Genomic DNA, 21839 nt, shown 5'->3' with positions numbered 1-21839 from the left:
TGCAAACAGGCAGACCGGGTTATCCAGGAATCTCGAATAACTGACCGCTTCATCTCCCAACGCTTATTCATTCCCCGTCCCCTGCTTTCTTCTTTGGCAAGCGCTTTCGGCTCTTTTCCAGTTGTTTGACCGGCTGTGCAATCGCCGCCTCAAAATCCTTTTCGACCCGCCCCGGCAAAGCGCCGATCTGCTGCTGATACTGCGCAAACGCCGCCTGTGCCTTGATCAACGCCGCTTCGGCGGAAACCGAGCCCGCATGGGTCAGGATGTCCTTGCGCGTCAGGCGCAAAAAATCGTCGAGCTGCGTACTCCAGTCGCGCATCGTCATCGGCTGCCGTGCGCTGGCCTGCAACTCGGCCACTTCGATATAGGCGGTGACGATGCGGTTCAGCGTCTCCAGCTCCCCTGCATCGAGATAGTTCTTGGCGCTGGCCACATCTGACTTGCGCACTGGCCCGCCACGCGAGGCTGCAGCCCAACTGGTCAGCCCCATGTTCGGCGCCTGAGCATCGGCACGCAACGCAATCAATTCGGCAGCCGTATGCCCATGAGCAGCCCAGTGCATCTTGTTTTGCACGGTTGCGAAAAACTGCCGCGAAGTTTCCGTATTCGGGTCGTAATCAATGCTGGTCGCGTAGATGTCCAGCACCTTGCGCCAAAACGCCTTCTCCGACGAACGGATGTCGCGGATGCGCGCCAGCAGCTCCTCGAAATAGCCGCCGTCCTGGTCGTCCTTGAAACGCTCGTTATCCAGCAAAAAGCCTTTGTGCAGATAGGCCTGCAATTGTTCAGTCGCCCAGCGCCGAAATTGCGTCCCCCGGTGCGACTTCACCCGGTAGCCAATCGCCAGCGCCATCTCCAGACTGTAGTGCTTCAGGCTCCGGCTAACCTGCCGCCCACGCTCTTCGCGAACTTGTAAGTACGGCTTACAAGTTGCCTCTTCCCCTAACTCACCGCTGTTGTAGATGGCGCGAATATGCTGAGTAATGTTCTGCGGCGTGCTCTGGTACAAGTCGGCCAACTGCTGCTGCGTCAGCCAGACGCCCCCCTCAGCAAAGCGCACCTGAACCCGCGTCTGGGCATCCTCGGTCTGGTAAAGCAGGAACTCGCCGCCGCCCGTCATGCCCCCGGCTCCTTGTCCTCACCAAACAAATCCAGGGTCGCCTCAGCCTGAGCGGCTTTTTTCCCTCGCCCCTTGCCGGAAAGGGCCGAGGAGAGCGGCACTTCCGGCTCGGCAGGCGGCTCGGCGTGTGGTTTCTCGGCCATCGGCAGATTGGCCACATTGAGGCTGTAATCATCGTGGCCCCACTCGCAGCGCGAAAGCACCATTTTAGGCAGTTTCTTCAAACTCAGATTCGGCCAGCGTTGCCCGGCCTGCACGGCGGTGAGGCCACGGAAAGCGCTGCAACAGACCAGCAGCGAACGGCTTTCACCCACCTCCTCAGACAGTTGCGCCAGTTGCTCCACACCCAGCGTCTGCGTCGTCACATAGATGAAATCGCTTTCGCTGGAATGCCCGTGCTGCCAGAAATGGTTTTCCGACGGCGCGTAGCTGAAGCCTTCCAGCTTGCACACCGCCTCGGCCAGCATCGCCGCGTTGTATTCCGGATTGACCACCCAGTTGCCCCAACGATCCTTTTCCAGCAGCGACGGGGCCAGCCGGTAATAGCGGAAACCGCCGCCGCCCAGCCAGTTGACCGCAGCAGTCACCCCACCGGGATCATCGCCGTCGATGACCTTCTTCAAGCGCGGGATGATGTGGGTATGGCAGTGCTCGCCCAGCTCGATCATGATCCAGCGCCGGCCCATCTTGTGGGCCACGGCGCCGGTGGTGCCGGAACCGGCGAAGGAGTCGAGGACGAGGTCGCCGGGGTTGGTGGCGATGTGAACAATTCGCTGAATTAGTGTCTCAGGCTTAGGCGTAGCAAAAGGTTCTACATCTGTGAGCAGCTTGTTTAAGTGATCACGTTTCGCTTGCTGGTTAGTGCCAACCTCATCCGCTGACCACCAAGTACGAGGGGCCACACCGTCTCGCACTTCAGACAAATAACGTTTGATGATTGGCAATCTGTCGCCATCCACACCAAAGTATGCCCGCCCTTCGGACCTGGCTGTAGCTAGTGTTTCTTGAGAAAAAGCCCAATACCGTCCAGGCGGTGGCGTAACGATCCGGCCAGATGGCAAACTCACAGGGAAACGCTGTTTCTCCGTTCCGCTTTTTGCAGTGCCGTCATCCCCTTGACGCCAAGCCCCACGAGGATCGCTATCAGGATTTTTAAATCTACCAAGTTGTGTCTCGGTTCGAGGCATCAGGTTTCGGTACTTTGACCAGCACTCACGATCTTTCGCGTAAACCAGAATGTTGTCGTGAGATAAGGAAATATCAGCATCGCCTCTGCCTCCTTTGTCTTTCTCCCAGACACAAGTCGCCACAAAATTGTTCCGACCAAACAATTCATCACACAACACCTTGAGGTAGTGCGCCTCGTTGTCGTCGATGGTGATCCACAGCGAGCCGTCCTCGGCGAGCAGGCGGCGGATGATTTCCAGCCGGTCGCGCATCAGCCCCAGCCAGATCGAATGTTCCAACCCGTCATCGTAATGGGTGAAGGCGCTGCCGGTGTTGTAGGGCGGGTCGATGAACACGCACTTGACCTTGCCCGCGTACTCCGCTTCCAGCGCCTTCAAGGCCAGCAGGTTGTCGCCGAAGATCAACTGGTTGTCGAAAATATCCGTGTCCGTCACCCGCTGCCGGGCGTGATACGACTTCTCTGCTTCCTCCACCAGAATCCGCGGTTCCAGCTTCGGCCGCTTGTCCTTGCCGATCCAGGTGAGTTCGAGTTTTTGTTTTTGCGTCATGTATTACGAAGGTTTTCTATAAGGATGCAGGCGCCGCGTTTCGGAACGCGTCGCCCAGTAAGAGCCAGCTTTTTCCATCGTTGGCCAGCCCTCCTCCGGGCAGCATAAAGCTTCTGCTGCCTGATAGACGAGCCGGGCAAAATCGATGGCATCCTGATCCGGTAAATGCATTGCCAGTTCGTTGAAGTGACAGCCAAAAATATTGCGCACCTGCATGGTGTTCTGTAGTTGCTCGAAAATCGGCCCCAATTCTGTCGCCAGGTAGCTACCATCAGTTTGACGACTCTCCACCTTGAGTACGCTTTTCAGTTTCTTGTCGATGGACGGCAGCAAATCGCCCAGCGTAGGTTTGCCTTTGCGCCTGGGAACGGAACATTCGTAGTGCGCAGTCAAATAGTCACAGGTGGCTTCCAGCACGACCCCTGCGCTGGCGCAAAGCAGTTGCGGGCTGGGCGTTTCTTCCGCCAGTAGTTTACCAAGCTCGGCCACCGGCATCGGAGCCCCCTTGCCATGCGAGACGCCCTTTCCCGGACTCCAGTTTTTCAGTTCCACATACTGGCAAAAAGGCGGACGCATGTGGCCCCAACGGTACTTCTCTTTCCACGGGCGATAGTGGGTCGTCAGAACACAGTGCAGGAATTGCTGCGATTCTTCATAAAGCAGGGTGATCAGTCGATCCACGTGCGGCTCGTCGATACTGCCGAGAATGTCGTCGAGCACCAGAATCGTATTTTCGCGCCCCTGCAATCCTGCTAGCGCGAGGAAGATGCATAGTCCGAGCGAATCCAAATGAGATTCGCTGAAATAGGCATGAGGCGGCGCATCCTGTTGCCCAAGAAACTCTGCTCCCAGTTCCAAAGAGCCGCGTTTCGCCGGATCAAGTTTCAGGCTGATTTTGTTTAGCCCCTCGCCGGGATGCAATTTTTCATACAGTCGCCCGACTTCATCGGCAATCGCTTTCAATTTGGCATCGACGTAGGCGCGCCGTTCCTCCTCCATGGCTGTAAGCGACTTCCGTAGATTGGGCAGCACCCGACTGATTTCCAGCTGGCTTTCGTAGTTGGTTCGGTAGCGATCCAAGGCTAATTGCAGGGTCTCGATACCGGATTTTGAAGCTTCCAGGTTTTCTATCAGCCGGTTCATGGTTTGGCCGACGCCCAGAAGGAGATCGGCATCCGGAATTTCGGTTACCAATGCGCTCAACACGCTTGCCTCATCGCCACCTTGGGCAACGAACATGTCGCGCGCCGATTCCCAGGCTTGCCGAAACTGGGCAAGCGCCTGCTCCAAACGCAGCCGCTCGTTTTCCACAATCGTTTGTTGCTGCGCCACGGAATTGGCCGCCTGATTTCGCGCCGTCAATGCCGACTGAAGTGCACTCAGCTTCTCCAGCCGCTGCGCTACCTGCATCGGCAGCCCTTGGGCAAATTCCGCACTGCCGCAAAGCGGGCAATGATCCACGTTTTGCAGCCCTTCCAGATGCGCTTTGGCTACCAACAGCAATTCGATGGTCGTCACTTCATCCGACAGGCAGCTTGCCTTGGCTTGACTCAAGGCATTTTCTTCATATTCGAATTGCCGCTGGCTAGTTTGCAGCTTGTCTTCGGCCTGCTGCACGCGTGATGCGTCATTCTGAACGCGAACAATCGCGGAAGCGACCGTCCTGAAACAGAGCAAGCCCTTGTCAAGTTGGGCGGTGCTTTTCTTGGCTTCGCTTTCGGCCCAGGTCATGTAGTCGCTACCGGGCTTGCCAGCTACGCCCCAGCGTTCCTCCAATGCAGCGCGGTTTTCGCTGATCACTGCACTCGCTGTTGTTTGCTGACGTTCGATTTCGGCGATCAGCTTGCGCAGTTCGTTTTCGGAAGCTTCGATGGGTGATATATCGATGAAGGGGCGAATCACCGCATAGCGATTGGCGGGCGTGTCCTGGAGCAGTTGAAGCAGTTGGCTGCGCCGTAAAACCGAGATGTTCGGCATGCCGCTAACTGGCTTAACTTGGACTGCATTTTTGTTAAATACCCCCTGCCACTTTCCTGATGTTGTCTCCAACTCCACCAGAATTTGACTTTTGGCCGAGCCTAACGAGGACCAATAAGCCGTCGTTACGCCAAGTCCACGCCCATCCAGCGAACCGACCTTTCCGTTGCCGATAAAGTCGAAGGCATCGCAAATCGTCGTTTTACCTGTGCCGTTTTCGCCGTATATCAAGGTCAGGGTTTTGCTCGACTCGAAGTTCACGGAAACCGGTGTCGTCGCGCCTCGCAGCGACTGCACCGACAGGGAACGTAATGGGGTCTTAGCTGCCATGACCGTCCTCCTTGGGCATGGAGAGCTCTATCGCCGAGCGCCAATCTTCTTGCTTCAACTTTCCCTGAACCAGTTTTTCGGCGATTCGCTTGCGCTGATCTGCCGATAGCAATTTTTCTTTTTCAAGGCGATCCAGAACTTTGCTCGCCAATTCGGCACTTGGATTCACTTCTCACTCCCAAAGCTATTTATCGTAGTTCCCAAGCGACGAAAAATAGCACATTGGAATGCGTTTTTTGCGCCAATCCAGCCTGCAATTCATCAATCAAGCGCCCCCGCTCGTCGTCAATCTGATCCTGGCGGTCAAACATATCCCTGCGCTTGCGATTGCGGCTTTGCTCAAGGTCGCGCTGCCGCTTTTGGCAATTGATTTTTTCTTCCAGGGTCAGGGCCGATGAAGCTTCGCGCCGGACATCCTTGATTTGTCGGTCGAGTTCCTTGAGTTCCTGTTCCAGGCCAAGTTTGAGGTCGTCTGCCCAGGCATCGAGTTTTTGCACCTCGGCCTCAAAATAGCTGAGGTTGCGCTGGTTGATTTCTCCCAGCGCGACGGTACGACGGCTTTCCGCTTCCGTGCGTAGCGCATCGCCGGGAACACCGACCTCATGCGAGGCGTGCTCGCTGGCCGGCAAGCGCAGCATTTTTTCGCCGTCGTCGGCCGCTACGGGCTTTCCGTGGGCATCGACAGCAGACACGATGAGCCGCTCTTCTTTTCTGCCCAAGGCCTCCACGGTGAGCAGCTCGACCTGAAGCTGCCCGGATTTTCCCCTCAAAGATTCCAGTGTGGTGATTCGGCCATTTTTTCGGGCATAGGCTTCGTAGTCGAAGCAGAGTCGGGCGGGCGGCAGTTCGCCTTGTTTTGCCTGTGCGACGATCCATTCAGCCAGCGGATGGCCAACACGGTAAAGGTGAGCTTCGCCGGAGCGACGCGGCAGTTCGTAGCGCCCGAGCGGGACTTCCCCTGCAAGCGTTGGCGAAGGCAACTCCAGCAAGGTAAAGCCATGGTCATCAAATGCTGCCTTTCCTGGCAGCGCCGCCTCAGTCAGCTCGAGCAGTAGGTTCTCGTAGCGACCGCGCGTGGCTTTGCCGGCTTCGTCCCGCACCCGCAGCTTGGCTTGCACTTCTTCGTCAAAGTTCTCCAGCAGCAATTGCCGGGTTTTGACCATGGCCTGGTTGATTTCGCCGGAGAGATCGAGTTGCAGTTGCTCGAAGCTGGCCTTGATCTCTTCGTGCTGGCGGCAAGTTTTATAGATTTCGGCAATGCGTCGTTCGAAATCGATACCGGAGCCGATGGCGCCAAGCACTTCATCGCTCGCCCCGAAGACACCTTCGAAGAGTTGAAATTTCTCTGCCAAGAGTTGATAGACCCGCTGATCTGCCTCATTGGAAAGATCGACAAAATTGACCACGACTACATCGTGCTTTTGGCCGTAACGATGGCATCGACCGATGCGCTGCTCTATGCGCTGCGGATTCCAGGGCAGGTCGTAGTTGATGACCAACGAGCAGAATTGGAGGTTGATACCTTCGGCACCAGCCTCGGTGGCGATCATGATGGTGCCCGCCGGGTTGTCGCATTCGCGGAAATACTCCACCAGCGCCGCGCGAGTATCGGCGGTGCGTGAACCGCTGATGCGGTCGGTACCTTCGTGTTTCTTTAGCCAGTCTCTGTAAATCTGCTGCGCCCGTTCATCGCTATTGGTGCCATTGAACAGAACAACACCGTTGGCGTAGGGGGTTTCAGCCAATAGTTGGAGCAGATAGGCCTGAGTCCGCTTAGACTCCGTGAAGATGATGGCTTTACGTGCCGCCTTGAGCCTTTCGAGCTCGGCGAAGGCTTTATCCAGCGCCTTGAGTAGCGCAACTCCCTTGGCATTCTGCCGTATACCTGAGGCCAGTTGCTGAAAGTGACGCAGCTCACGCATTTCGCGCTCAATGGCTGTTCGTTCGGGTTGCGGGCCATCGAGCGCCGATTCGTCGCTGTCCCATTCATCGGCTGTTTCGTTCAATGCTTCGTAGTCATTGTTGAATGTTTCCACAATGTCTTCAGCGGCCTGAGTACCCAGCATTTTTTCCAGGCGGTCGGCCATTGCCCCCAACGCACCGGCAATGGCGTGGGTCGATGAGGCTAGTAGCTTCCACAAGACCAGGGAAATCAGTTGGCGCTGACTATTGGGCAAAGCTTTGAGGTCCGGGCGACGCAGGTAGTCGGAAACCAGCGCAGTCAGTTCGATTTCATCGGACGTTGGGATAAATTCTTCAACAATCGGTATGCGCCGCGTGTACGGCACATAAAGTTGCACCTGCCGGCGCAGGGTACGCAGGCATACCGGTGAAAGGCGGGCGCGCAAGTCGGCAAAGGTTTGCTCTCGGCTGATTTGCCCGAATTGCTGACGAAAGCTGTCCAGATCGCCGAAAACCCGTTCGTCGATCATGCTGACCAATCCATAAAGTTCGAGCAGCGAGTTTTGTAGCGGTGTCGCCGTCAGCAACACCTTGCCGACTGCGTGACCCACGGCATCTTTGAGCGTGCGGGCGATGACGTTTCCGGTTTTATAAACATTCCGTAGGCGGTGGGCTTCATCGAAAACAACCAAGTCCCAAGGGAGACGGCGTATATCGTCAGCTTTCGCTTTGGCGAACTGGTAGGAACAAAGCACCACTTTGCCGGGAGAACAGAAGGGATTGGCTTCCCCGTTTTTTCGTGCGGCGTTATAGCTCTTAGTTTCCAGAATGACGGATTCAAGCGCGAATTTTTCCCGCAATTCTTGATACCACTGCTTGCGCAGATTGGCGGGAACGATGATCAGAATATTGCGGCGGCGTTCAGCCCAATGCTGGGCAATCACCAAACCCGCTTCGATGGTTTTTCCGAGCCCTACCTCATCGGCAAGAATCACCCCACGCGACAGAGGATTGCGGCAGGCAAACAGCGCAGCATCGACCTGGTGAGGATTGAGATCGACTTGAGCATCGACCAAGGTCGAGGCAAGCAAATCCATCGTATCTGGCGCGGCGCGCCTCGTCAGTTGCCAAGCGAAGTATCTGGACTGTTGTTTGGTAAGCATCCGGGCATTTTATTCGAAGCCGGCGCCAAGTCTGATCAATAAACACTGACTCCTAACTTGCCAGCATCAAGTCTGCGTCTTGCTGTGATGATGTGTATTATCTAAAGCCATTTGCATACTCAAGCTGCAACCCCAAATGACCACTAAACTCAACCTCCGCCAAACCCTCGTCGATTTCCTCAAGACCCGGCCGGAGGAGCGTTTTACGGCACGGCAGATTGCCGACTGGATTTTTGCCAATCTGCGTGAGGCGTGCGAGGAGAAGCGGCGCAATTCGCAGCAGGATTTACGCGAGGATGCGGCCTTCATGTGGCAACTGGTGGCAGAAATTAGCGCCAACCGGCCGGAGATTCAGAAGCGCTGGCCGCAAGTACGCACCACCGAAGGCCGGCCACGGCAGTATTACTGGACGGCAGCGAGCGAGGCGGCCGAGGTAGCGGAGGCTGAAAAATTCAAAGCCGCCGAGTCGGGCAAGGTCAGCGAACACGATCTCTACCCCCTGCTCTGCCGCTATCTGCACGGCGAATGGCAGCTTTACCCGTAGCGTATCGACGAGAAACGCTCGTCCAATCGTAACGGGCCGAACGGCAACAAATGGCTGTTCCCAGATTTGGTTGCCTTGGAAGACTTGGGCCGCGAATGGGACCGCGAGATTCGCGCCTGTGTGCAGCAGGTAGGTGCACAACGGGCACGTCTGTGGTCATTCGAGGTCAAGTTGTTGATCAACCGGGCCAACGTGCGCGAGGCCTGGTTCCAGGCAGTGTCGAACTCCAGCTGGGCTAACCTGGGCTATCTGGTCGCGGCCGATATTCAGGAATCGGCCATGAGGGAATTGCGCCTACTCGCCGCTTCCTACGGCATCGGCCTGATCCGCCTGGACATCAACGACCCGAACGAAAGCGAAGTGCTGATCCCGGCGCGCGAACGAGGCGACATCGATTGGGATGCCTGCAACCGCCTGGCGCAAGAGAATAGCGACTTCCAGAACGTAGTCAGCTGGGTACGCCAGTTCCACCAGACCGACAACGCCTTGGTCGGCGATTGGGACATTCCCGCCGGGTAGCCGGCCGCGTGAGCCTGCAACAGTACTGGATGAACGGCCTGCCGAAAGTCCACAACGCTGCAACGTGGCGAAGGAGAGCAGGCTTTATCCCCCTTCCGTAGCCGCCAGCCGGATTCCACCGTTTTTCCACGATTCTTCACGTTTCAACGCCTCGCCCCATGGACATCCTGATCGACATCATCCTCAAGGCCGGCCGCTCGGCGGTCGAACTCTCGCTGTTCATCCTGCTGCCGGTGATGGTCGTCATGCTGTCGCTGATGCGCCTGCTCGAAGCCCGCGGCGCGCTGGATTGGGCAGTCGCCCGGCTTGGCCCGCTGCTGCGGCCGTTCGGTCTGACCGGGCTGGGCGTCTTCGCGGCCCTGCAGATCAATTTCGTCAGTTTCGCGGCGCCGATGGCGACGCTGACCATGATGGAGCAGCGCGGCACGTCGGATCGCCATCTGGCGGCAACCCTGGCCATGGTCTTCGCCATGGCCCAGGCCAACGCCGCCTTTCCGATGTTGACCATGGGCCTGCGCTTCGGCCCCTTGCTTGCGTTTTCGCTGCTCGGCGGCCTGTGCGCGGCGGCGGCTACCTACTACGTGTTCGGGCGGCATCTATCGACGGCGGAGGCCGTGGTCGACGAAACCCTGCATCATCCCGTTGCCGAAACGGCGAAGGGGGTTCTCGATGTCATCAACCGAGCCGGCGCGGAGGCCTTCAAGATCGCCGTCGGCGCGATTCCCATGCTTGTCCTGTCGCTGGTCGCCGTCACCGCCTTGAAGCACTTCGGCGCCATCGACGCTTTGACTGCGCTAATCGCGCCGGCCTTGCGACTGGCGGGTATCGACCCCATTCTGATCTTGCCTTCCTTGACCAAATACCTCGCTGGGGGGACGGCAATGATGGGCGTGATGGACGACATGCGGCGTGCCGGGCAAGTCAGCATCGAGTTGCTTAACGCCAGTGCCGGTTTCCTGATTTCACCATTCGACCTGCCCGGCGTGGCGGTACTCATTTCGGCCGGGCGGCGCGTGGCCTCGGTCTGGAAGCCGGCCGCCGTGGGCGCCTGCCTGGGTATTGCCGTACGAACCATTGGGCACGCCATCGTCGCCTGATACGATACTTTTTGTAAAAAATAATCAGACAATATCGCGTCTATTGATTACACATAATACGCAATAAACTCAGGGCATCGCTTATATGAGAGATATTCGATGCTTTCCGCACTGTCGCAATTGCTCCTTTTTCAGCTATCGGGCGAGGTCATCGCCCGCGCCCTGGCCCTGCCCGTTCCCGGCCCGGTACTCGGCATGCTGTTTCTGTTCGTTGCCCTGCTGTTGAAAGGTGGCCCCGGGCACGCTCTGCAAACGGGCAGCCAGAATCTGCTCCAGCACCTCTCGCTGCTCTTCGTTCCGGCCGGTACCGGCATCATGGTTCATTTCCACCGGGTCGGCAGCGAGTGGCTGCCCCTGCTACTCTCCCTGATCATCAGCACCGCAGCGACGCTGGTGGTGACTGCAGTGGCGATGAAGTGCTGCCTGCCCGGCACCGCAGCCGTGAAGGGAGAACAGCAATGACGCAGGATATTGGCCAGATCTGGGTCTATCTGTCCGCCTCCCCGCTGCTGGGCCTGACCATCACCCTGCTCGCCTACCAGGGTGCCTGCTGGGTCTATCAGCGCACCGGCTGCAATCCGCTGGCCAACCCCGTGCTGATCGCAGTGGTGGCCCTGGTCTTATTCCTGCTGGCCACCGAGACCCGCTATGAAACCTACTTTGCCGGAGCGCAATTCGTTCATTTTCTCCTGGGACCGGCAACCGTTGCGCTGGCTGTTCCGCTCTACACCCAATTCAAGCGCGTCCGCGCCATGGGGTTGCCCCTGCTGGCCGGCCTGGTCGCGGGGAGCCTGACAGCAATCGTTTCGGCCGTGGGGGTCGGCCAGCTATTTGGCGCCAGCACGGCTACCCAGTTGTCGCTGGCCCCGAAATCGGTGACGACGCCCATCGCCATGGGCATTGCCGAAAGAATCGGTGGAATCCCCTCGCTGACCGCCGTTCTGGTCATCGTCACCGGCATTCTTGGCGCGCTGGGTGCGCGTTGGATTTTCGACATCCTGAATTGTCGCGACCCGGCCATTCGCGGTTTTGCCATCGGTGTTGCGTCGCACGGCATCGGTACCGCACGGGCGTTTCAGGTCAACGAGCAAAGCGGGGCTTTTGCCGCCTTGGCCATGGGCTTGAACGGCGTGTTTACCGCCTTGCTCGTTCCCGCGCTGGCGGGCTGGATGCAGCGCTGAGGCGGAAAAGGCGGAATTGCCATGCAATACGACTTCGCTTGCCAGATCGCTTGCCATTCGCAGACAATTGGGAGAAACTGACAAAAGCAACAAATTATGGCAACAGGGGGCGCATATGGATGAAGGTTCGGACGACGATCTGGTCTTTATCGAGGAAGAGCGACATCCGCAGGATCTTTCGATCGAAGACCCGCGTTGGCGCATCCTGATTGCCGATGACGATCACGATGTGCACGAAGCGACGGAATTCGCCCTGTCCGGCATCGAGATTCTCGGCCGGAAACTTGAGCTGATTCACGCATTTTCCGGTAAGGAAGCGATTGCGCTGCTGGAGCGCGAGCAGGATGTCGCCGTGATCCTGCTCGACGTGGTGATGGAAAGCGACGATGCGGGCTTGAAGACCGTCGAGGCGATACGCCAGGAGCTGATGTTGCTCAACATCCGCATCATCCTGCGTACCGGCCAGCCGGGCCAGGCCCCGGAAGCGGACACCATCGCCCGCTACGACATCAACGACTACAAGACCAAGAGCGAACTCACCCACGCCCGGCTGTTCACCACGCTCACTTTGGCAATTCGCTCCTACAGCCAGCTGAAGTGCCTTGATGCCAGCCGCCAGGGCCTGGAGAAGATCGTGTCGGCAAGCAACCAGTTCATCGCCGAAAAGGGCTTGAACGCATTTGCCGATGGCGTGATCACGCAACTGGCCAGCCTGATCGGCATCGCCCCCGAAGGCCTGGTCTGCGCAAGTTCGTCCGATGGTGCCGACAACCCCGAGCAATACCGCGTCATCGCGGCGGCCGGCCGCTATCGGCATCTCATTCAGCACCGCCTGGAAGAAATCGACAATGTGCATATCGCCCGTTCGCTGAACCAGGTTCTGCGCAACCACTACAGCGTCGTCGGCAGCCGGGACATCACCCTTTTCTTCCGCAAGAACAATGAAGAGGGCTTTGCCGCATACATCGAATCGACAGCACCGATCCGGGATGTAGACCAGCACCTGCTCGAAATTTTCTGCACCAATATCGCCCTTTGCGCCAAAAACATTGATCTGGTCACCGAATTGCGTCTGGACGCATTGGTCGACCGTCAGGTCAGCCTTCCGAATCGCAATGCACTGATTGCCGAGCTCGAGCGTCGGGCAAAGCGCGGCGCGACATCCGAAGTGATTGCCCTGGTCGATGTTGACCAGTTCGCGGCCACCAACGACATACTCGGCCATACTTACGGCGACGCCCTGCTCCTGGCAATCGCGCAGCGCCTGCGCGCCCTCTTCGACAGTAGCGTATTCGTGGCGCGCCTTGCCGGCGACGCCTTTGCCCTGACCGGCCCGGCTCACCTGCTGGAAGCTGGCAGTATCCAACGCCTGTTTGCCCATCCCTTCCTGATCGACGATATCGACCATTCGGTCTCCGTCTGCCTCGGCATCGCTCCTTGCGCGGGGTGCCACGACGGTCTGGATGCCCTGAATAAAGCCTATATCGCGCTGCGCCGGGCCAAGGCGCTCGGAATCGGGTAGTCGATCAGTTATACGCCCGAAATCGGGGAAGCCGCCCGCCAACGCACCTTGCTACTCAAGGATTTACGCGAGGCTTTCGAGCAGCGTGAGCTATCCATCGTCTATCAGCCCCAGATCGACCTGCAGTCCGGTCGCATTGTCGGCGCCGAGGCGTTGATGCGTTGGCAGCGTCGTAACGGCCAATTCGTACTGCCGGAGCAGTTCATTCCCATCGCCGAGCAATCCGGCCTAATCGTGAGCCTGGGCCGCTGGATGCTACCCGAAGCCCTGCGCGCACTGAAGCGTTTCCATCAGGCCGGTCTCGACAACCTGCACATGGCGGTCAATGTTTCCAGCATTCAACTACGACAGCCGGGATTCCTCGATTTCATCAATGCCAGCCTCGCCGAAACAGGCGTTTCCCCCCACCACCTCGAACTGGAAATCACCGAGTCAATCGCGCTGGAAAGCTTGGAGGCGATGATTACGCTGCTCAATCAACTTCGTAGTCGTGGTATCACCATCGCTATCGACGATTTCGGAACCGGCTATTCGTCACTCAACTATCTGGAACAACTCCCCATCGACCATTTGAAAATCGACCGCTCCTTCGTCACCGCACTCGCCTCGAGCGAACGGGGCAGTCGCATCGTCCGCACCATCGCCTTGCTTGGCAATGAGCTCGATGTCAGGACCATTGCCGAAGGGGTCGAGAATCAAGGCACGGGTGATCGTCTGCGCGAATTCGGCTGCCATGCGGCGCAGGGCTATTACTACGCACACCCGATGGACGAAGCTGCCTTCCTGAGCTGGATGAAGGAACACGCATGACCCTCCGGCGCCGGCTCGCCACTCTTCTGGCCGCTTGCGCCCTGATGGCGGGGTGCATGGAGAAGGAACCGATCCGCATCGGATTCATCGGCGACTTGACCGGCCCTTCAGCCGACCTCGGTGAAGCCGGGCGCAACGGCGTCATGCTGGCGGTTGATCAATACAACCGCAGCGGCGGTGTAAATGGACACCAGATCGAATTGCTTGCTCGCGACACGGGAAATACGCCTGAAAAAGCAATCAAGGCTGCAAGCGAGTTGCGCGATGCCAAAGTGCTTGCCGTCATCGGCCCCATGACCAGCACGGCCGCCGACATTCTGGTGCCGTTTCACAATGCAGCCCAACTCGTTCTGCTGTCACCCACCGTCACGGCAAGCAAGTTCGCCGGCATCGACGACTATTTCTTTCGCCTCAACTGGACTACCCGCGAGGATGCCGCAATTGCGGCATCCTATTGTCTCAAGCACGGCCTCAAGCGCCTGGCCGCAGCGATCAACACAGATAACCATACCTTCACGGAAAGCTGGATGGGAGAGTTCAGGCACGCGTTCGAGAACGGCGGTGGTCAAATTCTCGGCGTCCAGACCTTTCATTCGGCGGACGAGAGCTTGCTGCAAGTTGTGCAGCAACTTCTGGCCCCCCGCCCCGACGGGCTTGTTTTTGTCGCCAACGCCGGTGACTCGGCGCGACTGGCACAGCAGACCCGAAAACTGAATACGAGCATCCCGCTGCTCGCCACCGAATGGGCGGGCACCCAACAGCTGATCGAACTGGGCGGCGCTACCGTCGAGGGCATGGCCATCCTGATGCAGTTCGATGTCGAGGATCGCTCCCCGCGTTATACCGACTTCCAGCAGCGCTACATGAAACGATTCGGCCGTCTCCCGGGAGCGCCCAGCATTCTCGCCCACGATGCCGGCACAGTCCTTTTCGAAACCCTTTCACGACGCCAGGGTGGCGCATCGCTGAAAACGGCGCTGATTGAGCTAGGACCGTTCGAAGGCCTGCAGGGCGCCGTCCAGTTCGACCGCTACGGGGACACCCGACGCAATCCCAGCATGACCGTGATTCGGAATGGTCGCCTGATTAACAAACCATGACCCTGCAACCCCGCTGGCACCTCCGCAGTTCGCTGACCCTGCTGCTGGTCGGGTCATCGACGGTTGCCCTGCTGATTGCCTTTTCGTTACTGCTCGCCTATTTCCAGCCACACCTTGCCGTGCAGACCCGCAGCGAACTGGGCAAGCTGAGCAACGATCTGGCCGGCCGTTCGGAACGCGTTCTCTCCATCCTGCAGAGCCAGCTCGAACTGGTCGCGGAAAGCGTCAAGAACGGGAATAACCGCAGCGCACAGGAACAAATGGATCTGGTGATTGGCCAGGGTACTTTTTCGGCCCTGTATCACATCGGCAGCAATGGACGCATCACCCATGCCGCCGTGAGCCGGGACAGCCAGAAACAGGCTGCCGAGCTGCTTGATTCAGACCTGAGCAACGACCGTCTTCGCCTGCGCGTCATGCAGCGCCTGCAAACAACGTGGAGCGACAAGTATCTTTCGCCTTCCTCCCGACGCCTGGCGGTCGCCATTGGCGTATGGACCGGCAACGACGTCATCATCGGCGAAATACCGCTTTCCTACATTCTCGAGATGCTGGCCGATTCGAGCGACCCGGCGGGTTGGTCGATATGGGTTGCCGATGCCTACGGGGACATCCTCGCGGACTCCGAACGCAGCGAGCGTATTGGCGTCGTCAATATCGCCAACCTGCCGATCATCGCCAAGGCAGATGCCCAGTCCCAGGTGATCGATCAGGCTGTCTTTGAAGGCCGGACCTATGACATGGCGGTATCCCGGTCGGTGCGCATGCACTGGTATTTCGTCGTGCGCAGTCCGGCCGGCCTCGCTTCGCCCCAGTTGCGCACGACCCTGAACCTGGGCATCACCGCAATGATCTCGCTGATGCTGCTCAGCCTGGTGTTCGCCCCCATTTGGGCGGCGCACACCGCTCGCCCGATCAACGCCATCGCCGAGCGCGCCCGGCAGCAGACCAAAGGAGAAACCGGCGCTGAATGGCCGCGCAGTTCGGTCATCGAGCTGAACCAACTATCCGCCGACATCGAGCACATGTCGAACGTCATCCGCGAGCGCGAGCGTGAGCTGGAAACCATCGTCGAATCGTCTCCTGTCGGCATGCTGCTGACCGAGCCTAGCCCCAGTTTTGCCTTCGCCCGGGCCAACGAAGCCATCCTGAAACTGCTGGGTTATCAACGCGACCAGGTGCTTGGCAAAAGCGGGCTGGAGTTGGGACTCTGGAAGCATCAGGCCGATCGCGAGGCGATACTGCGCCAGTTGAACAAGAAGGATATCGGCCAGATCGAGACCTGGATGTGCCGCAAGGACGGCAGCGAGTTTCTCGCCTTCGTTCAGGCGCGTACGGTCGATATCGGCGGCGCCAAGCGAACGATATGGGTCGTGGAAGACATCACCGAATTTCGCCGTATCGAAAGCGAGGTACGGGAACTGAATGCCGAGCTTGAAGCCCGCGTCCAGAAACGCACCGAACAACTGCGTAAGGCCAACAACGAGCTATCGACCACCATCGAGTATCTCAAACTTGCCCAGAACGAATTGGTTCGCTCGGAAAAGCTGGCCTCCCTGGGCTCTCTGGTTGCCGGTGTGGCGCACGAATTGAACACGCCCATCGGCAATGGCGTGATGGCGGTGAGCACCATGCGCGACTCACTGAAACGCTTCCGTGCGGAAAGTTCAAACGGTCTGAAACGCTCCGTACTCGACAGTTTCGTCGAGGCGGTCGACACCGGATCGACGATCGCCGAGCGCAATCTGGAACGCGCGGCCGAACTGGTGGCCAGCTTCAAGCAGGTAGCGGCGGACCAGACCAGCTCCCAGCGCAGGAGCTTCAAACTCGACGAAGTGGTTCGGGAAATCGCCCTGACACTGGGTCCGACGCTCAGGCACAGCGTCGCCCGGCTCAGTGTGGATATTCCATCCAGCATCACGCTGGACAGCTACCCCGGCCCCCTGGGCCAGATCCTCACCAACCTGATCACCAATGCCACCGTACACGCCTTCGCGGACAGGGATCAAGGCACAATCGAGGTTCGCGCCGGGACGGATGCAGATCACCTGAAGCTGCGCATCAGCGACGACGGCATCGGCATCGCGCCCGAGTTGCTGCCGCGCATCTTCGACCCCTTCGTCACCAGCCGGATGGGGCGCGGCGGTACGGGCCTCGGACTGCACATTGCCCACAACATCGCCGCCAACGTTCTGGGCGGCACCATATCGGTAGCCAGCACCGCCGGCAAAGGCACGACATTCGAGTTGAACATTCCGCTGACCGCCCCCACCCCGGATAGCCCTCCCGCCTGACAGCCGCTCCCTGCAGCCGATATCCGCCGATCATTCGGCTTAGGGTAACTACCAATGGCCGGAATGCCTCGGCGGGCGAAGAATTCGGCCATGTTGCCACGCATCCCGTCCAAGTCCCCGAAACAAACCTGGCTCTGGCTGGCGCCCTATCTCGCGATCGGCATATTTGCCGTGGCCATGCTCATCGTCACCGCCCTGCTCCAGTGGCGCGAGCTGGATACGGCTCGCTCGGCGCTGGAAGGCGACATGCACTGGGCGGAACGGACCATCGAGTCCCGTCTTCACGCGCATCAGGACTTTCTGGCAGAACTGGGGCGCGAACAGGAATTCAAGCAACTGACCTACGAGACCTTCCAGGTTCGCGCCTCCCGCTATGTGCGGGAAAACAGCGAAATTCAAGCCATCATCTGGGTCAACACCGATGGCAAGGTCGAATGGGTGGCACCGAACGAGGCAACGGTAACCTTTGTCGGCGAGCAAATGGAGGGCATGCGGCTGAACGCCCTGCAGGAAGCGCTGCGCACACGCCGGGAACTGGTTTCACCGGATTATCGGGATGTCGCCCAGCGCGCGGTGCACGACATCATCCTGCCTGTCCAGCGAGGCAGCGCCGATCTGGGCGCCTTTATCGCCCTGCAATCGCTGGAGGGCCTGCTGCGTTCCACGCTCCCAGCCGTCTTCACGACCCGCTACAGCCTTACCGTCGTCAACGCCGACGACCGCGAGGTATACAGCAATTCATCGGTCAAGCCGACGGATCGCCAACTCTCGGGCCTGATCAACCTGGAACTGCCGAACAACCGGCTCGGGCTGAACATCGTCGCCTATCGCGGCGGCGGCGCCTGGCTTCCCTTCCTGCCCGCGGCGCTGATCATCGTTCTGACCTTGATCGCATCGGTCACCCTGATTCTGCTGCGCCGCCATGCCAGGCATCGCGCCGCCACCGAAGAGGAACTGCGCGCCGCCTACGCCTTCCGCCAGGCCATGTCGAACTCGCTGATCACCGGCCTGCGCGCCATCGACCTCGATGGGCGGATCACCTTCGTCAACGCATCCTTCTGCCGGATGACCGGGTTCAACGAAAACGAGCTGGTCGGCATCAAGCCCCCCTACCCCTACTGGCCCCCCGAGGAATTCGACAAGCTGCAGAACAATATCGATACGGCTTTGGCGGGCAAGGCGCCAGCCAGCGGTTTCGAAATGCGGATCATGCGCAAGAACGGGGAGCGCTTCGACGTGCGCCTCTACTTCTCGCCGCTGATCGATACCAATGGCCAGCAGATCGGCTGGATGGCGTCGCTGAACGACATCACCGAACCCAAGCGGGTCCGCGTCGAACTGGAACGCGCCCATGAACGCTTCGTCACGGTCATTGACGGCCTTGATTCGGCTGTGCACGTCGCGGATGCGCAGAGCGGCGAGATTCTGTTCGCCAACCGTGCCTTCCAGAACATCTATGGATTCGATGCCGTCGGCCGCGACACGGCATTGGTCACAGCCCCCTGCCGCCCCCCGCCAGACGCCTACCTGCACGATCCGGCACAGATCGGCAGTGAGGAACTGCCCTGCGAAATTTACGACGGTGAAATCCAGCACGCCCTGTCGGGTCACTGGTATCACCTGCACGAGCGCGCCATCCGCTGGGTTGATGGTCGTACCGTGCGCGTTCAGGTAGCCGCCGACATCACCGACCGCAAGCATATCGACGAGGTCAACCTGCAGCAGCAAAAGCGCCTAGAACAAACCTCGCGCCTGATCACCATGGGCGAAATGGCATCGTCGCTGGCCCATGAGCTGAACCAGCCGCTGTCGGCCATCGCCAACTACTGCGCCGGCTGCGTCAAGCGCATGCAGGCCGGCAACTACAAGCTGGACGACTTGCTCACCGCCATGCAGAAGGCCTCCAGCCAGGCCGAGCGGGCCGGCAAGATCATTCGCCGCATGCGCGACATGGTCAAGAAGGGCGAGCCCAACCGGCAGCCCATTGCCTTGCCGGAGCTGATCGACGAAGCGCGCGCCTTCGCCGACATCGAGGCACAGCGCACCGGAACGCAAATCATCGTGGACATACCGGAAGACTTGCCACGCATCGTTGTTGACCGCATCATGATCGAACAGGTTCTGCTCAACCTGGTCAAGAACGGCATCGAAGCGATGAACGATGTCCCGGTCGAGCGGCGCCAACTGCATCTGCAGGCCCGCCTGGCCGACGAGCGGATGATGGAGGTCACCGTCTCGGATCACGGTCACGGGCTTGCCGCGGAGGACGTGGAGAAGATTTTTGCCCCCTTCTATACGACCAAACCGGAAGGCATGGGTATCGGGCTTGCCATTTGCCGCTCCATCATCGAGTTCCACCAGGGGCGCCTGTGGGTCAGCCCACGCCGGGATGGCGGCACCGATTTCCACTTCACCGTACCGACCGAGGAAAACAACGGGAATAACAATGAGTGAGCAGATTCAGACCATTCATGTCGTCGACGACGACGAGGCCATGCGCGACTCGATGACCTGGCTCCTGGAGGGAGAAGGCTATCAGGTGGCCTGCTTCGACTCGGCAGAGGCCTTCCTCAAGGCGTATCACGGTGATATGCGCGGCTGCCTGGTGCTCGACGTCCGCATGCCGGAAATGAGCGGTCTCGAATTGCAGGAAAAGCTCGATAGTCTGGGTTCGCAGTTGCCAGTCATCTTCGTCACCGGCCACGGCGACGTGCCGATGGCAGTCGGAGCCTTGCAGCGCGGCGCCTGCGATTTCATTGAAAAACCGTTCCACAACGAAGACTTGCTATCGCGTATCGTCCGCGCATTGGCGCTCGACCGGGAACAAGCCGAACGTCGCCAGCGCGACGGCGCAATTGCGTCGCGCCTCGATCAACTCACCCAGCGCGAGCGCGAAGTGATGGATCTCGTTGTCGCCGGCAAGCTGAACAAGCAGATTGCCGACGATCTCAACATCAGCATGAAGACCGTAGAGGCCCATCGGGCGCGGGTCATGGAAAAGATGGGCGTGCGCACCCTGGCCGAACTGGTCAAGGCGGTGATGTCGGTCAACTGAGCCGGCCGCACTTCCCGGTCACGGTCAATGCCAGGGCGGCGACCGTAAAGCCTCACAGGGGAATGATGTCGTCGCCGCCAATTCCCATGCCCCCAAGGTAGTGGGTCTGCTGACGCACTTCCTTGCGCCGCAGCAGCTTTTCCTGAACTTTGGCCGGCAGATCGGTAAACATGATCACCTCCTTGGCGATCAGCAACTCGATCAAGTCCTCGACCGCCCGGACAAAGCCCCGGTCCAGCTGATCCAGCTCGCTCTGGCGCCAACGGTCATGGAGATACTGGAGAACATCGGGATGGTCGCTAGGCAGCGACTCCTGCGCATCACTGACCGGCGTCGAATGCAATTCGCTGATCTGCCCTTGATCGTCCCTGCTCACGTAAAGCATGCCGGCTCCTTCATCTGTCATTCGGGGAAGTCTGCATCAGCCCGGCAACCATTGCAATTGGACCTCCGTCCAGTCCATCACATGGCGCATCAGTAATTCCGGACCGGTGCCTTGGGCGGCATTTTCGGCGTTCCGAAGTAAGTCGCCGGCGGTGCCTTGTAGCCCATGGCCTTGCCCTTGTCGTCGTAAATGATCTGGGTGGACTGTTCCTGCGGCTTGGCGCGGCTCGCCGTGATCTCCATGGTAGCGGCCCGCCCCGGTACAGTCTTGTCCATTTCGGAGCGCACGATACGCATCCGCTCGACGGCAATGCGCTTATCCACCGCCTCGGTCGAGTATCCCCGCTTGATCAGGGTTTCGCGAATATTGAGGAGATTCTCGAGTTCCTTGGAAGTGCGCAATGAACGCACCGGTTCCCCCCAACTTTCCTTGGGCTTGGCGACGGCAATGTTGAATTCCTCCGGGTTGCTGACCATGCGGGCGATTTCAAGGCGGTTCTGGCGCATCGCCCACTCCAGGGCACCATCGCCCCAGTCGTTCTTCGGGGTCCGATCGGCCCCCTTTTCGATCAGTTTACGCGCCAGATCCTGATTCCCTTCGTAAACCGCCATCATCAATACGCTGGAGCCATTGGTGCTTTGGGCATTGATATCCGCACCCTGCTCGATCAGGTAATCGGCCACCTCGGCGTGCCCGCTGAACACGGCGTAGTGCAGCGCAGACCATTTCCGGCTTGGCGCATTGATACGCGCACCGCGTTCCAGCAACCACTTGACGGCTGCCATTTGCCCCCGCCAGGCAGCCATGGCCAGCGCCGATTCGCCGTTGCTGTTGAGCAGATCGATATCCGCACCGCGCGAAATGAACAGCCGCATCAATTCGATCTTGCCTTCCCAGGCCCCGATCATCAAGCCGCTGCCTATCCGGCTGCCCATGTAATCCGGCGACATGCCGGCATCGAGCCATTGCTCGGCCTGGCGAACATCGCCCAGTTCCATGCTGTGGGTAAAAGCGACCGGATCGGGCGTCGCAGTCGCGGAAAAAACCGGGCCTGCCGCCAACAGCAAGCCACCCATCCCGATTATCATGACGACCAGTCTT

General features: G+C 59.2%; 18 protein-coding genes. 11 read left to right on the top strand and 7 right to left on the bottom strand.

Annotated features, from left to right (window positions below):
• Positions 1-67: 67 nt before the first annotated feature.
• The 5 genes from AB6Q56_RS02480 to AB6Q56_RS02460 are packed head-to-tail and all read right to left on the bottom strand — an operon-like array spanning position 68 to position 8231.
• Positions 68-1123, bottom strand: a complete 1056-nt coding sequence (locus AB6Q56_RS02480; RefSeq protein WP_434515616.1) for a virulence RhuM family protein — start codon at positions 1121-1123, stop codon at positions 68-70.
• On the bottom strand, positions 1120-2859 hold the full coding sequence (locus tag AB6Q56_RS02475) for a site-specific DNA-methyltransferase (protein WP_434515615.1): 1740 nt from the start codon (positions 2857-2859) through the stop codon (positions 1120-1122). Before AB6Q56_RS02475 ends, AB6Q56_RS02480 begins: the two co-directional genes overlap by 4 nt.
• Before the next feature lie 3 nt (positions 2860-2862).
• Positions 2863-5166, bottom strand: coding sequence for an AAA family ATPase (locus AB6Q56_RS02470; protein WP_434515614.1), 2304 nt, complete (start codon positions 5164-5166; stop codon positions 2863-2865).
• A complete protein-coding gene (locus AB6Q56_RS02465) occupies positions 5156-5335 on the bottom strand; it encodes a hypothetical protein (protein WP_434515613.1) in 180 nt (59 codons plus the stop codon). Before AB6Q56_RS02465 ends, AB6Q56_RS02470 begins: the two co-directional genes overlap by 11 nt.
• Positions 5336-5354: 19 nt before the next feature.
• Complete coding sequence (locus tag AB6Q56_RS02460) at positions 5355-8231, bottom strand: SNF2-related protein (protein ID WP_434515612.1); 2877 nt, start codon at positions 8229-8231, stop codon at positions 5355-5357.
• A 136-nt stretch (positions 8232-8367) separates the two neighbouring features.
• Between AB6Q56_RS02460 and AB6Q56_RS02455 the strand changes: the two genes are divergently transcribed.
• From AB6Q56_RS02455 to AB6Q56_RS02405, 11 genes are all read left to right on the top strand, one after another.
• Positions 8368-8775, top strand: coding sequence for a hypothetical protein (locus tag AB6Q56_RS02455; RefSeq protein ID WP_434515611.1), 408 nt, complete (start codon positions 8368-8370; stop codon positions 8773-8775).
• 75 nt (positions 8776-8850) lie between these two features.
• Positions 8851-9294: a hypothetical protein gene (locus AB6Q56_RS02450; RefSeq protein WP_434515610.1), complete on the top strand. Its 444-nt coding sequence runs from the start codon at positions 8851-8853 to the stop codon at positions 9292-9294.
• A 158-nt stretch (positions 9295-9452) separates the two neighbouring features.
• Positions 9453-10391, top strand: a complete 939-nt coding sequence (locus AB6Q56_RS02445; protein WP_434515609.1) for a nucleoside recognition domain-containing protein — start codon at positions 9453-9455, stop codon at positions 10389-10391.
• Between the two features lie 99 nt (positions 10392-10490).
• Positions 10491-10853: a CidA/LrgA family protein gene (locus AB6Q56_RS02440; RefSeq protein ID WP_434515608.1), complete on the top strand. Its 363-nt coding sequence runs from the start codon at positions 10491-10493 to the stop codon at positions 10851-10853.
• Complete coding sequence (locus AB6Q56_RS02435) at positions 10850-11572, top strand: LrgB family protein (protein ID WP_434515607.1); 723 nt, start codon at positions 10850-10852, stop codon at positions 11570-11572. Before AB6Q56_RS02440 ends, AB6Q56_RS02435 begins: the two co-directional genes overlap by 4 nt.
• A 115-nt stretch (positions 11573-11687) precedes the next feature.
• Positions 11688-13094 carry a DUF3369 domain-containing protein gene (locus AB6Q56_RS02430; protein ID WP_434515606.1) on the top strand — a complete coding sequence of 469 codons (1407 nt, stop codon included), beginning with the start codon at positions 11688-11690 and terminating at the stop codon, positions 13092-13094.
• 48 nt (positions 13095-13142) lie between these two features.
• Positions 13143-13904 (top strand): putative bifunctional diguanylate cyclase/phosphodiesterase, encoded by a 762-nt coding sequence (locus tag AB6Q56_RS02425; protein WP_434515605.1) that lies wholly within the window; start codon positions 13143-13145, stop codon positions 13902-13904.
• On the top strand, positions 13901-15004 hold the full coding sequence (locus AB6Q56_RS02420; RefSeq protein ID WP_434515604.1) for an ABC transporter substrate-binding protein: 1104 nt from the start codon (positions 13901-13903) through the stop codon (positions 15002-15004). The genes AB6Q56_RS02425 and AB6Q56_RS02420 overlap by 4 nt, the downstream gene beginning before the upstream one ends.
• Entirely contained in the window at positions 15001-17298 is a 2298-nt protein-coding gene (locus AB6Q56_RS02415; RefSeq protein WP_434515603.1) for an ATP-binding protein, read from the top strand. Before AB6Q56_RS02420 ends, AB6Q56_RS02415 begins: the two co-directional genes overlap by 4 nt.
• Positions 17299-17388: 90 nt before the next feature.
• Positions 17389-19752 (top strand): PAS domain-containing sensor histidine kinase, encoded by a 2364-nt coding sequence (locus AB6Q56_RS02410; protein WP_434515602.1) that lies wholly within the window; start codon positions 17389-17391, stop codon positions 19750-19752.
• Positions 19745-20353: a response regulator transcription factor gene (locus tag AB6Q56_RS02405; protein WP_434515601.1), complete on the top strand. Its 609-nt coding sequence runs from the start codon at positions 19745-19747 to the stop codon at positions 20351-20353. Before AB6Q56_RS02410 ends, AB6Q56_RS02405 begins: the two co-directional genes overlap by 8 nt.
• 52 nt (positions 20354-20405) lie before the next feature.
• Here the strand turns inward: AB6Q56_RS02405 and AB6Q56_RS02400 are convergent, their stop codons facing one another.
• Both AB6Q56_RS02400 and AB6Q56_RS02395 read right to left on the bottom strand, forming a co-directional pair.
• A complete protein-coding gene (locus tag AB6Q56_RS02400; RefSeq protein WP_434515600.1) occupies positions 20406-20738 on the bottom strand; it encodes a hypothetical protein in 333 nt (110 codons plus the stop codon).
• 89 nt (positions 20739-20827) lie between these two features.
• Positions 20828-21826: an ankyrin repeat domain-containing protein gene (locus AB6Q56_RS02395; RefSeq protein WP_434515599.1), complete on the bottom strand. Its 999-nt coding sequence runs from the start codon at positions 21824-21826 to the stop codon at positions 20828-20830.
• Between the last annotated feature and the right edge of the window lie 13 nt (positions 21827-21839).

This window comes from Dechloromonas sp. ARDL1, from assembly GCF_051122455.1.
In the GTDB taxonomy this organism is placed as follows: Bacteria; Pseudomonadota; Gammaproteobacteria; order Burkholderiales; family Rhodocyclaceae; genus Azonexus.
Note: the sequence above shows the minus strand (reverse complement) of the source record. Positions and strands in the feature narration are given on the sequence as shown.

Bases quoted from the DNA above. Each gene is read 5' to 3' on its own strand.
- AB6Q56_RS02480 (WP_434515616.1), bottom strand. From the start codon at position 1,123: ATGACGGGCGGCGGCGAGTTCCTGCTTTACCAGACCGAGGATGCCCAG.
- AB6Q56_RS02475 (WP_434515615.1), bottom strand. From the start codon at position 2,859: ATGACGCAAAAACAAAAACTCGAACTCACCTGGATCGGCAAGGACAAG.
- AB6Q56_RS02470 (WP_434515614.1), bottom strand. From the start codon at position 5,166: ATGGCAGCTAAGACCCCATTACGTTCCCTGTCGGTGCAGTCGCTGCGA.
- AB6Q56_RS02460 (WP_434515612.1), bottom strand. From the start codon at position 8,231: ATGCTTACCAAACAACAGTCCAGATACTTCGCTTGGCAACTGACGAGG.
- AB6Q56_RS02455 (WP_434515611.1), top strand. From the start codon at position 8,368: ATGACCACTAAACTCAACCTCCGCCAAACCCTCGTCGATTTCCTCAAG.
- AB6Q56_RS02445 (WP_434515609.1), top strand. From the start codon at position 9,453: ATGGACATCCTGATCGACATCATCCTCAAGGCCGGCCGCTCGGCGGTC.
- AB6Q56_RS02440 (WP_434515608.1), top strand. From the start codon at position 10,491: ATGCTTTCCGCACTGTCGCAATTGCTCCTTTTTCAGCTATCGGGCGAG.
- AB6Q56_RS02435 (WP_434515607.1), top strand. From the start codon at position 10,850: ATGACGCAGGATATTGGCCAGATCTGGGTCTATCTGTCCGCCTCCCCG.
- AB6Q56_RS02430 (WP_434515606.1), top strand. From the start codon at position 11,688: ATGGATGAAGGTTCGGACGACGATCTGGTCTTTATCGAGGAAGAGCGA.
- AB6Q56_RS02420 (WP_434515604.1), top strand. From the start codon at position 13,901: ATGACCCTCCGGCGCCGGCTCGCCACTCTTCTGGCCGCTTGCGCCCTG.
- AB6Q56_RS02415 (WP_434515603.1), top strand. From the start codon at position 15,001: ATGACCCTGCAACCCCGCTGGCACCTCCGCAGTTCGCTGACCCTGCTG.
- AB6Q56_RS02410 (WP_434515602.1), top strand. From the start codon at position 17,389: ATGTTGCCACGCATCCCGTCCAAGTCCCCGAAACAAACCTGGCTCTGG.
- AB6Q56_RS02405 (WP_434515601.1), top strand. From the start codon at position 19,745: ATGAGTGAGCAGATTCAGACCATTCATGTCGTCGACGACGACGAGGCC.
- AB6Q56_RS02400 (WP_434515600.1), bottom strand. From the start codon at position 20,738: ATGCTTTACGTGAGCAGGGACGATCAAGGGCAGATCAGCGAATTGCAT.
- AB6Q56_RS02395 (WP_434515599.1), bottom strand. From the start codon at position 21,826: ATGATAATCGGGATGGGTGGCTTGCTGTTGGCGGCAGGCCCGGTTTTT.